The organism is Streptomyces carpinensis (assembly GCF_002154505.1).
Lineage (GTDB): Bacteria > Actinomycetota > Actinomycetes > Streptomycetales > Streptomycetaceae > Streptomyces > Streptomyces carpinensis.
The window spans coordinates 1-17,828 of sequence record NZ_MUBM01000141.1 but is presented as its reverse complement, the minus strand read 5'-3'; the positions used below and the strand labels follow the sequence as shown (position 1 = coordinate 17,828).

The window sequence follows — 17,828 nt, the reverse complement described above, 5'->3', positions numbered from 1 at the left end:
CGCGGCGGCGCGGCCGACGGCATCGGGCCAGGCGAGGCGAATGACGGCATGCCTGGCCGCAGTCCGGCCGACGGGCCCGCGGGAGGGGTGACGAGGACGCGTCCACGGACCCGGCGGACGCGTCCTCGTGACCGCCCGCACGATCAAGGGAACACATGTTCTATTCTGCTTCCAGTGCCACCGAGCAGGGGAGGCGTCATGCGCTGGGACAACCTCACAGCGGACTCCGGGGCCCCCGGAGACTCCGAACACAGCCGGGCCGACGTCGCGCTGTTCGGCGCGGACGCGGTGACCACCCGCACCTTCGACACGCCCGAGTTCCGCGGAATCACCTTCCACGAGGTCCGGGCCCGCTCGATCATCAACCGCGTGCCGGGCGCCTCCCGCATGCCGTTCGAGTGGACCGTCAACCCCTACCGGGGCTGCACGCACGCGTGCGTCTACTGCTTCGCGCGCAAGACGCACAGCTATCTGGACCTGGACACGGGGCTCGGCTTCGACAGCCAGATCGTGGTCAAGGTCAACGCGCCGGAGCTGCTGCGCCGCCAGCTGGCCTCGCGCCGCTGGCGGGGCGAGCACATCGCGATGGGCACGAACGTCGACTGCTACCAGCGGGCCGAGGGCCGCTACCGCCTGATGCCGGGCATCCTGGCCGCCCTGCGCGACCAGGCGAACCCGTTCTCGATCCTGACCAAGGGCACGCTCATCCTGCGCGACCTGGACCTGCTGACGCAGGCGGCGGAGGTCACCGACGTGGGCATCTCCGTCTCCGTCGGCTTCGTCGACCCCGAGCTGTGGCGCACCGTGGAGCCGGGCACGCCGGCGCCGGAGCGCCGCCTGGACGTCGTCCGCGCCCTCGGCGAGCGCGGGATCGGCTGCGGGGTGCTGATGGCCCCGGTGATCCCGTTCCTGAGCGACCACCCGGCCCAACTCCGGGCGACGGTACGGGCGATCGCCGAGGCCGGCGCCACCTCCGTCACCCCGCTGACGCTCCATCTGCGGCCCGGCGCCCGCGAGTGGTTCATGGCCTGGCTCGGCCGGCACCACCCGCATCTGGTGCGCCGGTACGAGCGCCTGTACGCCGAAGGCGCCTACGCCCCGAAGTGGTACCAGCGCCGGATCACCCGTCAGGTGCACGACCTGGCCCGGGAGTACGGCATCGGCCCCGCGCGCGCGGGGATGCCGCGGCGCATCCACCCGCCGGAGCCGGACACGGCCGCACCGCATCCGGCCTCGACGTCCGAGCCGGTCCAACTCACGCTTCTCTGAGGTCGTTCGAGCGCATCGCGCGGCCCAATTGGGTCAACAATCGTCAGAACGCGTTCTAGAAGGGGTGCTTTCCGGGACGATGCGGCGAGGAGCGCGAGACCGCGGTCCGAAGCCTCTCCGTCCTGGGAGGACTCATGAGAAAGCGCGCTGCCGTGCTGTTCGGCGCCGCCGCCGTCGTCGCCGGTTCCCTCACAGCCGTCCCCGCCGACGCCACCACGTCGCACCCCGCCGCCGCCGTCCGGGCCGCCGGCGTCAGCTGGAAGAAGTGCGGCACCACCGACCATCCGACCCTGCAGTGCGGGTCCCTGAAGGTGCCGCTGGACTACCGGCATCCGTCCGGGCGGCAGATCACGCTGGCGCTGTCCCGCGTCCCGCACACCGCGAAGACGTACCAGGGACCCCTCCTGGTCAATCCGGGCGGCCCCGGCGGCAGCGGGCTCTCGCTCCCCTCCTTCGTGGCCTCCTCGCTGCCCGAGGCGGTCGCGGCCCAGTACGACGTCATCGGCTTCGATCCGCGCGGGGTCGGCGCCAGCGAGCCGGCGATGAACTGCGCGCCGGACCACTTCAAACCGGTGCGCCCGGACTCGGTGCCGAGCACGCCCGCGCTGGAGAAGGCCAACCTCGCGCGCGTGCGGTCCTACGCCGCCGCCTGCGGCAGGAAGTACGCGAGCCTGCTGCCGCACATCGACACGGTCGACGCGGCCACGGACATGGACTCCATCCGCAGGGCCCTCGGCGCGCGGAAGGTCAACTACTTCGGTTACTCCTACGGCACCTACCTCGGCGCGGTGTACGCCAGGCTCTTCCCCGAGCGGGTGCGCCGCCTGGTCCTGGACTCGATCGTCGACCCGACCGGGGTCTGGTACGAGGACAACCTCCAGCAGGACCACGCCTTCAACGACCGGCACCGCGCCTTCATGGCCTGGATCGCCAAGTACGACTCGACGTACCGGCTCGGCACCGATCCCGCCCGGGTGGAGGCCAAGTGGTACAAGATGCGGGCGGCGCTCGCCAAGCACCCCGCGGGCGGCAGGGTCGGCGCCTCCGAGCTGGAGGACACCTTCATGCCGGGCGGCTACTACAACGGCTACTGGCCCTCCCTCGCCAAGGCGTTCGCCGCGTACGTGAACGACGGGAAGACCGGCCCGCTCGTACAGGCCTACGCCGGCTTCGGCGCCGTCAACGCCTCCGGCGACAACGGCTACAGCGTCTACAGCTCGGTGCAGTGCCGTGACACCGCCTGGCCGCACGACTGGAGTCAGTGGCGCGCGGACAACTGGGCGGTGTACGGCAAGGCGCCGTTCATGACCTGGAACAACGCCTGGTACAACGCGCCGTGCGCCTTCTGGCCGGCCGCTTCCAAGCCACGCCCGGTGAACATCGCCAACGGCCAGCTGCCGCCGGCCTTGCTGTTCCAGGCGACCGACGACGCGGCGACCCCCTACGAAGGCGGAGTGACGGTCCATCACCTCCTGGCCCGCTCCAGCCTGGTCGTCGAGCAGGGCGGCGGCAACCACGGCATCACACTGAGCGGCAACGCCTGCCTGGACAAGTACCTGGCGCGGTATCTGACCGACGGCACCGTGCCGCGCGGTCACGCCGGCCCGGCCGACGCGGTCTGCCAGAAGCTGCCCGACCCGAAGCCGCAGGGCGCGAAGACATCGGCGGCCCCCTCCGCGTCCGGCGCGTCGCGGGGTGCGACGCTGCACGGGCTGGTGGGCTTCCGCGGCTGATCCGGCCGTCGGGGGCGGGCCGGACCCCGGCTGTCGGACCCATGGTCCACCATGGACCCATGACCGAGCCGATCCGGATCCCCGCCCCCGAAGGGGTCGCCCCCGCCGCGCAGTACACCCACGTCGTCATCGGCACCGGCCGCTTCGTCGCGGTCTCCGGCCAGCTGCCGCTGGACGAGGACGGCAAGCTCGTCGGTGAGAACGACCCGGCGGCCCAGGCCCGCCAGGTCTTCGAGAACCTCCACCGCTGCCTGGCCGCCGCCGGGGCGACCTTCGACGACGTCGTCAAGCTCACCTATTTCGTCACGGACATGAGCCACATGCCGGCCATCCGCGCGGCCCGCGTCGCGCACATACCGGACGACCGCCTGCCGGCCTCCTCGGCCGTTCAGGTCGCCGCCCTGGTGCGCCCGGAGTTCCTGATGGAGATCGAGGCGTTCGCAGTGGTGGGCGGGTGACGCGACCGCGGATCCGGGCCATGAGGCTCGACGACTGCGAGCGGGTGTCCGAGATCCGGGTCCGCGGCTGGCAGAGCGCCTACCGGGGCCTCATGCCGCAGCCGTACCTGGACGGGCTCAGCGTGGAGCGCGACGCCGAGCGCCGGCGCGCCCGCCTGGAGCGAAGCGACGGCGCCGTGGTGAACCTGGTCGCCGAGAGCGACGGCGAGCTCGTCGGCTGGGCCTGCCACGGCCCCTACCGGGAAGGCGAAGCCCGCCCCGAGGAGGCCGAGTTGTACGCCCTCTACGTGGCCCCCGACCGGTGCGGCGGCGGTATCGGGCGGGCGCTGGTGACGGAGGCGGTACGGCAGTGCGCGGCCGCCGGGTACCGGCGCATGCTCCTGTGGGTGCTGAAGGAGAACACCGGTGCCCGCCGCTTCTACGAGCGCGCGGGGTTCCGGGCGGACGGCGCCGAAGAGCCCTTCGAGGCGGGCGGCGCCCTGGTGCCCGAGGTGCGGTACGCCAGGGACCTGCCGGGCTGAACGAAAGACCCCAGGCGTCAGCGCTGCTTCGGGATCACCGCGAGTGCGCGTACCGCCGCCTCCGCGAGGGCCGGGTGGGCCAGGGCCTCGTTCAGTACGGGGCGGGCCCGTGCGTCCCCGAGTGCTCCCAGGCCCTCCACGCAGGCCAGGGCCACGCGACGGTAGGGGTCGTGCGGGCCCAGCCGGCGTTGCAAGGTGGTGATCAGGGCGGGCACGGACTCGGGGGCGCGCAGTTCCACCAGGAGACGTACGGGGTGCAGTGCGTATGCGACGCGCAGTTCGTTGGTCGCCAGGGCCGCCGCGGCGCGGGCGGTGCGGGGATCGCCGAGGCGGGCCAGGGCGTGGGCGGCGGAGACGCAGCGCTGCGGGTCGCGGTGGTTCAGGAGCAGGACCAGGGACTCGAAGGCCCGCCGGTCACCGGCCAGCCCCAGCCGGAAGGCCGCCAGCTCCCTGGCCCACAACGGCTGCCCCGGAGCCGTGAGGACCTCGGCCAGTTCGTCCGGGTCGTCCGTGGCCTCCAGGCGCCGGAACGCCGCCGTGTCGCCCGACTCCTGCCGTAAGCGCTCCGTGAGCGACCGCAACTCTTCGTCCACAAGGGCCAGCCTAGGGGCCGAGTCATCCGCGCGGGACCTACATCACAAACTCAAGGGGGTGGCGCGCTCGTTACCCACCGGTTAAGCTCATACGAGCGAGTTACCCGCTCGCACCACCTCGCAGTGGCCTGGTGACGCAGCCGCTGCGAGCGTTGTCGGTTCGGTACGTCAGGTACCGCAGTACGACTCGGCTTCGGGACAGAGCCGGTCGGCTCCCGCCATCGCCTGGGCGTGTGCACGCCCACGGCGGTCGGCACCGGGCGTGTGCGCTCGTAGCCCGGCCACACCCGCATTCCTTTCCTTCGCACCCGGTGCGCTCTCGGCGCACCGGGCCGCGCTCCCAGTCGTCACCCCTCATTCCTGGAGTCCCGCGATGGCCACTCCCCTCTCCGACACCTCTCTGTCCCCGCTGAAGACGATCGCCGTCGTCGGCCTCGGCACCATGGGCACCGGCATCACCGAAGTCCTCGCCCGGGGCGGCCGCGAGGTCGTCGGCATCGACATCAGTGAGGCGGCGGCCGCCAAGTCCGTCGCCACCCTGGAGATCTCCACCGCCCGTGCCGTCGAGCGCGGACGGCTGACCGAGCAGGAGCGCGCGGACGTCCTCGCTCGTGTGCGCACCTCCACCGACCTGGCCGCCGCGGCCGGCGCCGACCTGGTCATCGAGGTGGCACCGGAGTCGTACGAGATCAAGCAGCAGATCCTCCGGGAGCTGGACGGCATCGTGCGGCCCGGGGCGATCCTGGCGACCGGCACCAACGCCCTGTCCGTGACCCGCCTGGCCGCCGACTCGGCGCACCCCGAGCGGGTGCTCGGCCTGCACTTCTTCAACCCGGCGCCGGCGATGAAGCTGGTCGAGGTCGTCTCCTGCGTGCTGACCGCTCCGCAGGCCGTCGCCGCCGTCACCGACCTCGCCCTGGAACTGGGCAAGGAACCGGTCGCGGTCGGCGACCGGCCCGGATTCGTCGCGGACGGCCTGCTGTTCGGCTACCTCAACCAGGCGGCCGCGATGTACGAGGCCAAGTACGCCTCCCGCGAGGACATCGACGCCGCGATGCGGCTCGGCTGCGGGCTGCCGATGGGCCCCCTGGCCCTGCTCGACCTGATCGGCGTCGACACCGCGCGTACGGTCCTGGAGGCCATGTACGCCGAGTCGCGCGACCGCCTGCACGCGCCCGCGCCGATCCTCAAGCAGCTCAGCGAGGCGGGCCTGACCGGACGCAAGGCGGGCCGCGGGTTCTACACCTACGAGGCGCCGGGCAGCGGCGTCGTCCTGCGTGACGCGCTGACCCCGCTGGACGGCGACACCCTCACCGCCGGCCGTCCCGTCCGCTGCGTCGGCGTCGCCGGCTCGGGGACCATGGCCTCCGGCATCGCGGAGGTGTTCGCGAAGGCCGGGTTCGAGGTGGTGCTCGCCGCGCGCAGCGCGGAGAAGGCGCAGGCCGCCAAGGCCCGTATCGGCAAGTCGCTTTCCCGCTCTGTCGACAAGGGACGGCTGACCGCCGAGGCGGCCGCGCAGACCCTGGACCGGATCACGGCGACCGGCAGCTACGACGACTTCGCCGACGTGGACCTGGCACTGGAGGCCGTCGCCGAGGACCTGGCGGTCAAGCAGCAGTTGTTCGCGACGCTGGACAAGGTGTGCAAGCCGGGCGCGGTGCTCGCCACCACCACCTCCTCGCTGCCCGTGGTCGCGTGTGCGCGTGCCACCTCGCGTCCGCAGGACGTGGTCGGCATGCACTTCTTCAACCCGGCACCGGCGATGAAGCTGGTCGAGGTGGTGCGCACGGTGCTGACCGCGGACGACGTCCACGCGACGGTCCGCGAGGTGTGCGCGCAGATCAGGAAGCACCCCGTTGACTGCGGCGACCGTGCGGGCTTCATCGTCAACGCGCTGCTGTTCCCGTACCTCAACAACGCGATCAAGATGGTCCAGGAGCACTACGCCTCCCTCGACGACATCGACGCGGCGATGAGGCTCGGCGGCGGCTACCCGATGGGCCCCTTCGAGCTGCTCGACGTGGTCGGCCTGGACGTCTCGCTGGCCATCGAGAAGGTCCTCCACCGCGAGTTCCGGGACCCGGGCCTGGCCCCGGCTCCGCTCCTGGAGCACCTGGTGGCCGCGGGCTGCCTCGGTCGCAAGACGGGCCGCGGTTTCCGCGAATATGCCCGCCGCTAGGGGGCGTCTTGTGGGTCAGGCCGGCTCGGACGAGCGGCCCCTCTCAGGAGACCCGAGCGGGGCCGGGCGCGTGCGGCTGCAAGGCGGAGGAGGGAGTCGACGCGGAGCGTCGGCGAGTGACGACAACGCCGCAGACGCGCGTGTCAGGCCCCGCGGCCCCGGCAGGACCCACGAGACACCCCCTGGCCGACCGGAGGACCGGTTCGGGGCGGGGCGGAAGTGGGGTGGTCTGCTGGACCCCGCGGCCCCGTCCCCGCCCGCCGAGGACGGGGTGAGCCGGGGACCTGCGCACCGGAGTGAGCGGATGCAGTACGTTCAGGGCATGTCCCAGCCCGCCAAGTCCTCACGTACACCAGCCACGCCCGACGCGCCGGAGAGCGCCGCGGGCTCCCGCGCGGCCGCCCAGCGGCTCAAGATGCGCCGGGAACTGGCTGCCGCCGCGATGGAGCTGTTCGCGACCAAGGGGTACGAGGCGACCACGGTCGACGAGATCGCGGCGGCGGCCGGGGTCGCCCGCCGCACCTTCTTCCGCCACTTCCGCTCCAAGGAAGAGGCGATCTTCCCCGACCACGACGACACCCTGATCCGCGCGGAGGCGGTCCTCAACGCGGCCCCCGCGCACGAGCACCCGCTCGACACGGTGTGCCGCGGCATCAAGGAAGTCATGAAGATGTACGCGGCCCGGCCGGAGATCTCGGTCGCCCGCTACAAGCTGACCCGCGAGGTGCCCACGCTGCGCGAGGCGGAGATCGCCTCGGTGGCCCGCTACGAGCGCCTGTTCACCCGCTATCTGCTCGGCCACTTCGACGAGCGCGTGCACGCCGACGACGCCAACGACGACCCGCTGCTCGCCGAGGTCGCCGCCTCCGCCGTGGTCACCGCGCACAACCACGTGCTGCGGCGCTGGCTGCGGGCGGACGGCCGGGGGGACGTGGAGGCGCAGCTGGACCACGCCTTCGCCATCGTCCGCAAGACCTTCGGCACCGGGATCGGGGCCGGCCGCACCGCCGCGCCCGAGCCCCACTCGGTCTCCCCCGCCGCCGTCTCCCGGCAGGGCGAGGTCCTGGTGACGATCGCCCGCACCGACGCCCCGCTGGACGAGGTCATGCGGACCATCGAGGAGGCCCTGAAGGACCGCTGAGCCCCGCGCGACGGCCGCCGGAGCCCGAGCGCGCTGTGAGAACGGCCACCCTGCGGGGTGGCCGTTTTGGCATGTCAGGGGCCCTTTTCGACCGGGTCCGAGGCAGCGTTCGATCGATCATCGCTCATTTGTTACGTAAAGATTTCGTCTGAGCGAAATTCATGGCACTCAGTGCCTTGCGAGCTGACACGGGGTGTCATACGTTGAAGGTGTCCGGGCGACCGGCGTGCAGCGACCGCACCGCATGCCGGCTGTCCCAGCAGGCCAACGGCCCGCACGCCCGGACGCCTGCGTCACAGGCAACCTCCCGCGCCACAAAGCGCTGCCACAGCACCACCCGCCGAACCGACGGCACCCAGGCCGAACCGACGGCACCCTCACCCAAACCCTCAGCAGCACCGACGTAACCCTCAGCGCCCTCCCTCAGGGCGCTCATCGCCGGAGGCAACACCGTGACCGTGAAGGACATCCTGGACGCGATCCAGTCGCCGGACTCCACGCCGGCCGACTTCGCCGCTCTGCCGCTCCCCGAGTCGTACCGCGCGATCACCGTGCACAAGGACGAGACGGAGATGTTCGCGGGTCTGGAGGCCCGCGACAAGGACCCGCGCAAGTCGATCCACCTCGACGAGGTGCCAGTGCCCGAGCTGGGCCCGGGCGAGGCCCTGGTGGCCGTCATGGCCTCCTCGGTCAACTACAACTCGGTGTGGACCTCGATCTTCGAACCGCTGCCGACCTTCGGCTTCCTGGAGCGCTACGGCAAGCTCTCGGAGCTCACCAGGCGCCACGACCTGCCGTACCACATCATCGGCTCCGACCTCGCGGGCGTCGTCCTGCGCACCGGCCCGGGCGTCAACGCCTGGAAGCCCGGTGACGAGGTCGTCGCGCACTGCCTCTCCGTCGAGCTGGAGTCGTCCGACGGCCACAACGACACCATGCTCGACCCCGAGCAGCGCATCTGGGGCTTCGAGACCAACTTCGGCGGCCTCGCCGAGATCGCCCTGGTCAAGTCCAACCAGCTGATGCCGAAGCCCGGCCATCTGAGCTGGGAGGAGGCCGCCGCCCCCGGTCTGGTCAACTCCACCGCCTACCGCCAGCTGGTCTCCCGCAACGGCGCCGGTATGAAGCAGGGCGACAACGTGCTCATCTGGGGCGCGAGCGGCGGCCTCGGCTCCTACGCCACACAGTTCGCCCTCGCCGGCGGCGCCAACCCCATCTGCGTCGTCTCCTCGCCGCAGAAGGCCGAGATCTGCCGCTCCATGGGCGCCGAGGCGATCATCGACCGCAACGCCGAGGACTACCGGTTCTGGAAGGACGAGCACACCCAGGACCCCAGGGAGTGGAAGCGCTTCGGCAAGCGCATCCGCGAGCTCACCGACGGCGAGGACGTCGACATCGTCTTCGAGCACCCCGGCCGTGAGACCTTCGGCGCCTCCGTCTACGTCACCCGCAAGGGCGGCACCATCGTCACCTGCGCCTCGACCTCGGGCTACAACCACGAGTACGACAACCGCTACCTGTGGATGTCGCTGAAGCGGATCATCGGCTCGCACTTCGCCAACTACCGCGAGGCCTGGGAGGCCAACCGCCTCATCGCCAAGGGCAAGATCCACCCGACCCTCTCGAGGGTCTACTCCCTGGAGGACACCGGGCAGGCGGCGTACGACGTGCACCGCAACCTCCACCAGGGCAAGGTCGGCGTGCTCTGCATGGCCCCCGAGGAGGGCCTGGGCGTGCGCGACGAGGAGAAGCGCGCCAAGCACGTCGACGCCATCAACCGCTTCCGGAACATCTGAGGCAGCGGAGGCCATAGATGACAGAGCGTCAGCCCGCCGTGGACGGGCGCGAGCCCGCGCAGGCGCGAAAGGAAAGGGACCGGCCGTGGCTCATGCGCACCTACGCCGGTCACTCCACCGCCGAGGCGTCCAACGAGCTGTACCGGCGCAACCTCGCCAAGGGTCAGACGGGCCTGTCGGTGGCGTTCGACCTGCCGACGCAGACCGGCTACGACTCCGACCACATCCTCGCCCGCGGCGAGGTCGGCCGGGTCGGCGTGCCGATCGCGCACCTCGGTGACATGCGCCGCCTGTTCCAGGACATCCCCCTGGAGCAGATGAACACCTCGATGACGATCAACGCCACGGCCATGTGGCTGCTGGCGCTCTACCAGGTCGTGGCCGAGGAGCAGGGCGCGGACATCACCAGGCTCCAGGGCACGACCCAGAACGACATCGTCAAGGAGTACCTGTCCCGGGGCACCCACGTCTTCCCGCCGGGACCGTCGCTCCGCCTGACGACGGACATGATCGCGTACACGGTCTCCCACATCCCCAAGTGGAACCCGATCAACATCTGCAGCTACCACCTGCAGGAGGCGGGCGCCACGCCGGTGCAGGAGATCGCGTACGCGATGTCCACCGCGATCGCCGTCCTCGACGCCGTCCGGGACAGCGGTCAGGTGCCGCAGGAGCGCATGGGCGACGTGGTCGCCCGCATGTCCTTCTTCGTCAACGCGGGCGTCCGCTTCGTCGAGGAGATGTGCAAGATGCGGGCCTTCGGCCGGATCTGGGACCGGATCACGCGCGAGCGCTACGGCATCGAGGACCCCAAGCAGCGCCGGTTCCGCTACGGCGTCCAGGTCAACTCCCTGGGCCTCACCGAGGCCCAGCCGGAGAACAACGTCCAGCGGATCGTGCTGGAGATGCTGGCGGTCACCCTCTCCAAGGACGCACGCGCGCGTGCCGTGCAGCTGCCGGCCTGGAACGAGGCGCTCGGCCTGCCCCGCCCCTGGGACCAGCAGTGGTCGCTGCGCATCCAGCAGGTGCTCGCCTACGAGAGCGACCTGCTGGAGTACGACGACATCTTCGAGGGCTCGAAGGTGATCGAGGCCAAGGTGGACCAGCTGGTCGAGGCGGTGCTCGCCGAGATCGACCACATCCAGGAGCTGGGCGGCGCGATGGCCGCCGTGGAGTCCGGCTATCTGAAGTCGCAGCTGGTCGCCTCGCACGCCGAGCGCCGGGCCCGGATCGAGTCCGGTCAGGAGAAGATCGTCGGCGTCAACATATTCGAGGGGACGGAGCCGAACCCGCTCACGGCCGACCTGGACACCGCGATCCAGACGGTCGACCCGGCGGTCGAGGCCCGTGTCATCGCCTCGCTCCAGCACTGGCGCGACACCCGCTACCAGCCGCCCTTCAACCACCCGCGCCCCTGCAAGGCGCTGGAGCGGCTGAAGGAGGCGGCGAAGGGCACCGAGAACCTGATGGAGGCCACCCTGGACTGCGCCCGCGCGGGTGTCACGACCGGGGAGTGGGCCGGGGCGCTCCGGGAGGTGTTCGGCGAGTTCCGGGCGCCGACCGGCGTGTCGTCGGCGCCGGTGGCCGTCGCCGCCGAGGAGGGCTCGGCCCTGGCGGACGTCCGCCGGAAGGTGGACGCCACCGCCCGCGACCTCGGCGTCGGCAAGCTGCGCTTCCTGGTCGGCAAGCCCGGCCTGGACGGGCACTCCAACGGCGCCGAGCAGATCGCCGTCCGCGCCCGCGACGCCGGGTTCGAGGTGGTCTACCAGGGCATCCGGCTCACGCCCGAGCAGATCGTGGACGCGGCCCTCGCCGAGGACGTGCACGCGGTCGGCCTGTCCATCCTCTCCGGCTCGCACGCCCGGCTGGTGCCGGACGTGCTCGAGCGACTGCGTGTGGCCGGTGCCACAGATATACCCGTGATCGCAGGTGGCATCATCCCGAACGGTGACGCCGAACAGCTCAGGGACGCCGGAGTGGCGGCCGTCTTCACCCCGAAGGACTTCGACATCACCGGCATCATCGGCCGCATAGTCGACGAGATCCGGAAAGCGAACAAGCTCGACCCCCTGGAGGTCCCCGCATGACCAGCCCTGCTCCCCAGGTCAACCGACTGCGCCCGCGGCGCTCCTGCCTGGCCGTACCGGGCAGCAACCCCCGCTTCCTGGAGAAGGCGCAGGGCCTGCCCGCCGACCAGGTCTTCCTGGACCTGGAGGACGCGTGCGCGCCGCTGGCCAAGCCCGAGGCGCGGCACACCATCGTCAAGTTCCTCAACGAGGGCGACTGGACGGGCAAGACCAGGGTCGTGCGCGTCAACGACTGGACGACTGAGTGGACGTACCGGGACGTCGTGACGGTTGTCGAGGGAACCGGCCCCAACCTCGACTGCATCATGCTGCCGAAGGTGCAGGACGCCCAGCAGGTGGTCGCGCTGGACCTGCTGCTGACCCAGATCGAGAAGACGATGGGCTTCGAGGTCGGCCGGATCGGCATCGAGGCGCAGATCGAGAACGCCCAGGGCCTGAACAACGTCAACGAGATCGCGCAGGCCTCCCCGCGCATCGAGACGATCATCTTCGGCCCGGCGGACTTCATGGCGTCGATCAACATGAAGTCGCTGGTCGTGGGCGAGCAGCCGCCCGGCTACCCGGCGGACGCGTACCACTACATCCTGATGAAGATCCTGATGGCCGCCCGCGCCAACGACCTCCAGGCGATCGACGGCCCCTACCTGCAGATCCGCAACGTCGACGGCTTCCGTGAGGTCGCCGGCCGCGCCGCCGCGCTCGGGTTCGACGGCAAGTGGGTGCTGCACCCCGGCCAGGTGGACGCCGCCAACGAGGTGTTCTCGCCCTCCCAGGAGGACTACGACCACGCGGAGTTGATCCTGGACGCCTACGACTACTGCACGTCCGAGGCGGGCGGCAAGAAGGGCTCCGCGATGCTCGGCGACGAGATGATCGACGAGGCCAGCCGGAAGATGGCCCTCGTCATCGCCGGCAAGGGCCGGGCCGCCGGCATGCGGCGCACGTCGAAGTTCGAGATCCCCGCCAGCTAAGGAGCCCTGAGCGCGATGCAGTTCGGACGCACCTACGAGGAGTTCGAGGTCGGCGCGACGTACAAGCACTGGCCGGGCAAGACGGTCACGGAGTACGACGACCACCTGTTCTGTCTCCTCACCATGAACCACCACCCGCTCCACATGGACGCGAACTACGCGGAGCGGACGACGGACTTCGGCAAGAACGTCGTCGTGGGCAACTACATCTACTCCCTGCTGCTCGGCATGTCCGTGCCGGACGTCTCCGGCAAGGCGATCGCCAACCTGGAGATCGAGTCGCTCAGGCACGTGGCGCCGACCTTCCACGGCGACACGATCTACGGCGAGACGACCGTGCTCGACAAGTGGCCGTCGAAGTCGAAGAACGACCGCGGCATCGTCCACGTCGAGACCAAGGGCTACAAGCAGGACGGCACGCTGGTGTGCGTGTTCCGCCGCAAGGTGATGGTGCCGACCGAGACGTACATCAAGGAGCGCGGCGGCGAGCAGCCCGGCCGCCCGGAGCTCGAGACCCAGGAGAAGTAGAGATGAGCCGTCTCGCCCAGACCCACGGTCTCACGGACGTCCAGCAGGAGATCGTCTCCACCGTCCGTGACTTTGTCGACAAGGAGATCATCCCGGTCGCGACCGAGCTGGAGCACCGTGACGAGTACCCCCAGCAGATCGTGGACGGCCTGAAGGAACTCGGCCTGTTCGGTCTGATGATCCCCGAGGAGTACGGGGGCCTGGGCGAGTCGCTGCTGACGTACGCGCTGTGCGTGGAGGAGATCGCCCGCGGCTGGATGTCGGTGTCCGGCATCATCAACACGCACTTCATCGTCGCGTACATGCTCAAGCAGCACGGCACACAGGAGCAGAAGGACTACTTCCTGCCGAAGATGGCCCTCGGCGACATCCGGGGCGCGTTCTCGATGTCGGAGCCCGCGCTGGGCTCGGACGTGTCGGCGATCACGTCGAAGGCGGTGAAGGACGGTGACGAGTACGTCCTGACCGGTCAGAAGATGTGGCTGACCAACGGCGGCACGTCCTCGCTGGTCGCGGTCCTGGTGCGCAGTGACGAGGGTCTCTCCCCCGAAGAAGCGGCCGCGAAGCCGCACAAGTCGATGACGACCTTCCTGGTGGAGAAGGAGCCCGGTTTCGGCGAGGTCCGTCCCGGCCTGACGATCCCCGGCAAGATCGACAAGATGGGCTACAAGGGTGTCGACACCACCGAGCTGATCATGGACGGCCTGCGGGTACCGGCCGATCGGGTGCTCGGCGGCACCACCGGCCGGGGCTTCTACCAGATGATGGACGGCGTCGAGGTCGGCCGGGTCAACGTGGCCGCGCGCGGCTGCGGCGTCGCCCAGCGCGCCTTCGAGCTCGGCGTCCAGTACGCCCAGCAGCGGCAGACCTTCGGCAAACCGATCGCCCAGCATCAGGCCATTCAGTTCAAACTCGCCGAGATGGCCACCAAGGTCGAGGCCGCGCATGCCATGATGGTGAACGCGGCCCGGAAGAAGGACTCCGGCCAGCGCAACGACCTTGAGGCCGGGATGGCGAAGTACCTGGCCTCCGAGTACTGCAAGGAGGTCGTCGAGGACGCCTTCCGCATCCACGGCGGCTACGGGTTCTCCAAGGAGTACGAGATCGAGCGTCTCTACCGCGAGGCCCCTATGCTGCTCATCGGTGAAGGTACCGCCGAGATCCAGAAAATGATCATCGGCCGCAGACTGCTCGAAGAGTATCGGTTCCAGGGCTGATCGTCCCGGTTCGGGGTGTTTTCTTCGAGAAGAAGATCACACCCCGTCAGCGGTCTTCGGCCGCCGACTCGGCTTCCCGACTTACCCAGTTGTGGTCCTTAACCGCTACGATCGCGGAAAGCCGCCGTCCCCCGTCGAAGCGCGGCATCATCCGCTACGAAGGTCATCCATGCCCCACAGCCAAACCTCTGCACCTCGCGACAGCCTCGCCGGCGTACGCCTCGCGCGCGGAGCATCGCCGTGGCTTTTGCCGACCGTCGCCACCGCAGCCGTCAGCCTGGTCCGCGCCCGCCGCTCCGGAGCGGCCAGGGCCGTGGCCGTCCCCGCCACCGCACTCGCGGCGGGGATGCTGTGGTTCTTCCGCGACCCCGAGCGCGAGATCGCCCAGGGCCGGGTCATCTCGCCCGCCGACGGTGTGGTGCAGAGCATCATGCCGTGGAAGGACGGCCGCACCCGCGTCGCGATCTTCATGAGCCCGCTGAACGTCCACGTCAACCGCGCCCCGCTCTCCGGCACGGTCACGTCGGTCGAGCACATCCCCGGCGGGTTCGTTCCGGCGTTCAACAAGGAGAGCGAGAACAACGAGCGGGTCGTCTGGCACTTCGACACCGAGCTCGGCGACATCGAGATGATCCAGATCGCCGGCGCGGTGGCCCGCCGCATCGTCCCCTACATCCCGTCGGGCACCAAGGTCGAGCAGGGCGACCGGATCGGTCTGATCCGCTTCGGTTCGCGCGTCGACCTCTACCTGCCCGAGGGCGTGGAGGTCGCGGTCGAGGTCGGCCAGAAGACCGTGGCTGGGGTGACTCGCATTGACCGTGATTGATCCGGAGACCCAGGCCGGCTGGGTGCCCGAGGCCGACGACGTGGACGACGAGGAGGAGATGCCCCTCTCGCTGCGCCTGTCGATAGCGGACACCCTCACCCTGGGCAACGCCACGTGCGGCTTCATGGCGGTGTACTTCACCACCACCGGCATCCTGATCCCGCACCTCACCGGCAGCAGTGAGTCGGGCATGGCCCGGCACAGCGCCGCCACGGCCGTCATCCTGATGCTGTGCGCGGCGGTCTTCGACCTGTTCGACGGCCTGGTCGCGAGGAAGCTGCGCTCCTCCCCCATGGGCGCCGAGCTGGACAACCTCTCGGACCTGATCAGCTTCGGTCTGGCCCCGGCGTACTTCGTCCTCGTCTACGGCATGGTCGCGGACGACGCCCACCAGAGGGTGGCCGCGCTGGGCGCGATCGTGGTGCTGCTGGCGGTGGTGCTGCGGCTCGCGAGATTCTCCTGCGTGACGATGAAGGACGGCGTGTTCCAGGGCATGCCCTCGCCCTTCGGCGCGCTGACGGTGGTGTCGATCGTCCTGCTGGAGCTGCCCTTCGTGGCGACGCTGCTGGCGATCCTGGGCACCGCCTGGCTGATGGTGAGCCGCGTGGAGTACCCCAAGCCGCGGGGCCGCCTGGCGGTGGCGATGCTCTCCTGGATCGTGCTGTCGATGGGCCTGCTCGCCGCCTGGGCGTTCGACGCCCCGAGCGGCCAGCTGCTCCTGCAGACCGGCTGCGCGCTCCAGCTGGTGATGGGCGCGGTGATCCCGCTGTTCGCCACGGCCCGCCGGGTGAACAACTTCCGCGACAACCGCCGCGAGGCACGGGCGGCGCAGCTGCCGTAGCGGTCGTGAAACGGCGTACGACGGGCAAGGGCCTCCGGACCTCAGGGTTCGGGGGCCCTTCCGCCATCCGGGGCGCGGTCGGTCTCCTGATCGTGCGCCGGCGCGGCGAGACTGCCGAGGATCTTCAGCTGCTCGGCGCTGCGGCTGCCGGGCTCGGTGTGGAAGACCACCAGGGTCAGGCCCTCGGTGCCGTCGATGGTCAGCTTGTCCGAGTGCAGCTCGATGTCGCCGACCCGCGGATGGCGCAGCCGTCTGACCAGCCCGTGCCGGGGCCGTACGTCGTGGCGGGCCCACAGCCGGCGGAACCGGTCGCTGCGCACCGACAGCTCACCGACCAGCTCCCGCAGCGCCGGATCGTCGACGTCCGGCCCCACCCGGGCCCGCAGCGTGGCCACGGCCTCCTCGGTGGCCTCCTCCCAGTCACGTCTCAGTTCCCGTTCGGCGGGGTCGAGGAAGACGGCCCGCAGCAGGTTGACGCCGACGGCGTAGTTCGGCGACAGGGCGGCGCACAGACGGTTCACCGCGAGGACGTCGGTGAGCTTGCTCTGCACGTAGGCCGGATGGTCGCTCCAGCCGTCGATGAGCTGGAGGATGCTCACCGGCACGGCCGCCAGCGCCGCGGCACCGCGCCCGCGGCCGGCGCTCCGGGACCGGCCGCCACCCGCCGGCCCTGCGCCGGACGGGCGCGGCTGCGTCAGAGCGAGCAGGTACGCGGTGGCGTCGGCGTCCAGTCCCAGGACCCGCGCGACGGCCTCCAGGACCTGGACCGACGGATTGCGGTCCCGGCCCTGCTCCAGGCGCAGGTAGTAGTCGGAGCTGATCCCGGCGAGCATCGCCACTTCCTCGCGGCGCAGTCCCGGCACCCGCCGCAGGCCGCCGCTGCGCAGGCCGACGTCCTCCGGCCGTACCAGCCCCCGGCGGGCGCGCAGGAAGTCACCGAGCGCGTTCGTACCGTCCATGCCCTCACCGTACGGCCGCTCCCCCCGACGTTCCTGTCCCTCTCACTCCCAGGAACAGCGGGGCACTGCCGCCGCCCCCGGGACCGGCGCAGGGTGGGGGCACGACACCACGACGGAACGTCACGGAAGGTACGACGGCATGCCCGCGACTCTCGGCGGAATCCTCACCCCGGCCAATGGCCTGACCCTCACCCGCATCGGCTACGGCGCCATGCAGCTGGCCGGGCCGAACGTCTTCGGCCCGCCCAGGGACCGCGACCGGGCGATCGCGGTGCTGCGCGCCGCGGTGGAGGCCGGCATCACCCACATCGACACCGCGGACTTCTACGGCCCGGCGGTCGTCAACGAACTGATCAAGGAGGCGCTGCACCCCTACCCGGCGGACCTGCGCATCGTCACGAAGGTCGGCGCCCGCAGGGGCCCGGACGGAAGCTGGCGGCAGGTCCTGGACCCCGCCGACCTGAGGGCCCAGGTGCACGAGAACCTCACCCACCTGGGCGTGGACGCGCTCGACGTGGTCAACCTCCGGCTGGGCTCCCACGACACGCCGAACGAGGACTCCCTCGCGGAGCAGTTCGGCGCCCTCGCCGAGCTGCGGCGGCAGGGGCTGATCCGCCACCTCGGCCTGAGCGCCGTCTCCGCCCGGCAGCTCGCCGAGGCCCGGACGATCGCGCCCGTGGTGACGGTCCAGAACCTCTACAACCTCGCC

General features: G+C 70.6%; 16 protein-coding genes. 14 read left to right on the top strand and 2 right to left on the bottom strand.

Translation table 11 applies throughout. The features are described from left to right. Window positions 1-198: 198 nt before the first annotated feature. The 4 genes from BZY54_RS19470 (at window position 199) to BZY54_RS19455 (ending at window position 3,981) form a co-directional block, all read left to right on the top strand. On the top strand, window positions 199-1,269 hold the full coding sequence (locus BZY54_RS19470) for an Rv2578c family radical SAM protein (RefSeq protein ID WP_086726461.1): 1,071 nt from the start codon (window positions 199-201) through the stop codon (window positions 1,267-1,269). Between the two features lie 134 nt (window positions 1,270-1,403). Beyond that, entirely contained in the window at window positions 1,404-3,002 is a 1,599-nt protein-coding gene (locus tag BZY54_RS19465; protein WP_086726460.1) for an alpha/beta hydrolase, read from the top strand. A 59-nt stretch (window positions 3,003-3,061) separates the two neighbouring features. After that, on the top strand, window positions 3,062-3,460 hold the full coding sequence (locus tag BZY54_RS19460; protein WP_086726459.1) for a RidA family protein: 399 nt from the start codon (window positions 3,062-3,064) through the stop codon (window positions 3,458-3,460). Between the two features lie 20 nt (window positions 3,461-3,480). Beyond that, window positions 3,481-3,981, top strand: coding sequence for a GNAT family N-acetyltransferase (locus BZY54_RS19455; RefSeq protein WP_086726458.1), 501 nt, complete (start codon window positions 3,481-3,483; stop codon window positions 3,979-3,981). 17 nt (window positions 3,982-3,998) lie between these two features. On the opposite strand, the gene BZY54_RS19450 is transcribed toward BZY54_RS19455, so the two are convergent. Further along, entirely contained in the window at window positions 3,999-4,574 is a 576-nt protein-coding gene (locus BZY54_RS19450; protein WP_086726457.1) for an adenylosuccinate lyase, read from the bottom strand. A 373-nt stretch (window positions 4,575-4,947) separates the two neighbouring features. Between BZY54_RS19450 and BZY54_RS19445 the strand changes: the two genes are divergently transcribed. The 9 genes from BZY54_RS19445 to pssA all read left to right on the top strand — a co-directional run bounded on the left by BZY54_RS19445 (window position 4,948) and on the right by pssA (window position 16,160). Continuing rightward, window positions 4,948-6,753 carry a 3-hydroxyacyl-CoA dehydrogenase family protein gene (locus BZY54_RS19445; RefSeq protein ID WP_086726456.1) on the top strand — a complete coding sequence of 602 codons (1,806 nt, stop codon included), beginning with the start codon at window positions 4,948-4,950 and terminating at the stop codon, window positions 6,751-6,753. 322 nt (window positions 6,754-7,075) lie between these two features. Continuing rightward, window positions 7,076-7,894: a TetR family transcriptional regulator gene (locus BZY54_RS19440; protein WP_244217235.1), complete on the top strand. Its 819-nt coding sequence runs from the start codon at window positions 7,076-7,078 to the stop codon at window positions 7,892-7,894. A 458-nt stretch (window positions 7,895-8,352) separates the two neighbouring features. After that, window positions 8,353-9,690 (top strand): crotonyl-CoA carboxylase/reductase, encoded by a 1,338-nt coding sequence (gene ccrA, locus BZY54_RS19430; protein WP_208640700.1) that lies wholly within the window; start codon window positions 8,353-8,355, stop codon window positions 9,688-9,690. A gap of 17 nt (window positions 9,691-9,707) precedes the next feature. After that, complete coding sequence (locus BZY54_RS19425; protein ID WP_086726453.1) at window positions 9,708-11,777, top strand: protein meaA; 2,070 nt, start codon at window positions 9,708-9,710, stop codon at window positions 11,775-11,777. Continuing rightward, window positions 11,774-12,748 (top strand): HpcH/HpaI aldolase/citrate lyase family protein, encoded by a 975-nt coding sequence (locus tag BZY54_RS19420; RefSeq protein WP_086726452.1) that lies wholly within the window; start codon window positions 11,774-11,776, stop codon window positions 12,746-12,748. Before BZY54_RS19425 ends, BZY54_RS19420 begins: the two co-directional genes overlap by 4 nt. Before the next feature lie 15 nt (window positions 12,749-12,763). Next, on the top strand, window positions 12,764-13,276 hold the full coding sequence (locus BZY54_RS19415; RefSeq protein WP_086726451.1) for a MaoC family dehydratase: 513 nt from the start codon (window positions 12,764-12,766) through the stop codon (window positions 13,274-13,276). Between the two features lie 2 nt (window positions 13,277-13,278). Next, on the top strand, window positions 13,279-14,493 hold the full coding sequence (locus BZY54_RS19410) for an acyl-CoA dehydrogenase family protein (protein WP_086726450.1): 1,215 nt from the start codon (window positions 13,279-13,281) through the stop codon (window positions 14,491-14,493). 169 nt (window positions 14,494-14,662) lie between these two features. Further along, entirely contained in the window at window positions 14,663-15,319 is a 657-nt protein-coding gene (locus BZY54_RS19405) for a phosphatidylserine decarboxylase (protein WP_030170583.1), read from the top strand. A gap of 22 nt (window positions 15,320-15,341) precedes the next feature. Further along, complete coding sequence (pssA, locus tag BZY54_RS19400; protein ID WP_086726462.1) at window positions 15,342-16,160, top strand: CDP-diacylglycerol--serine O-phosphatidyltransferase; 819 nt, start codon at window positions 15,342-15,344, stop codon at window positions 16,158-16,160. A 41-nt stretch (window positions 16,161-16,201) separates the two neighbouring features. Here pssA and BZY54_RS19395 read toward each other — a convergent pair whose 3' ends face one another. Next, window positions 16,202-17,119: a helix-turn-helix domain-containing protein gene (locus BZY54_RS19395; RefSeq protein ID WP_086726449.1), complete on the bottom strand. Its 918-nt coding sequence runs from the start codon at window positions 17,117-17,119 to the stop codon at window positions 16,202-16,204. Between the two features lie 139 nt (window positions 17,120-17,258). On the opposite strand from BZY54_RS19395, the gene BZY54_RS19390 reads away from it, so the two are divergent. Then, window positions 17,259-17,828 (top strand): oxidoreductase (locus BZY54_RS19390; protein ID WP_086726448.1); only part of this gene is annotated, 570 nt, incomplete at its 3' end.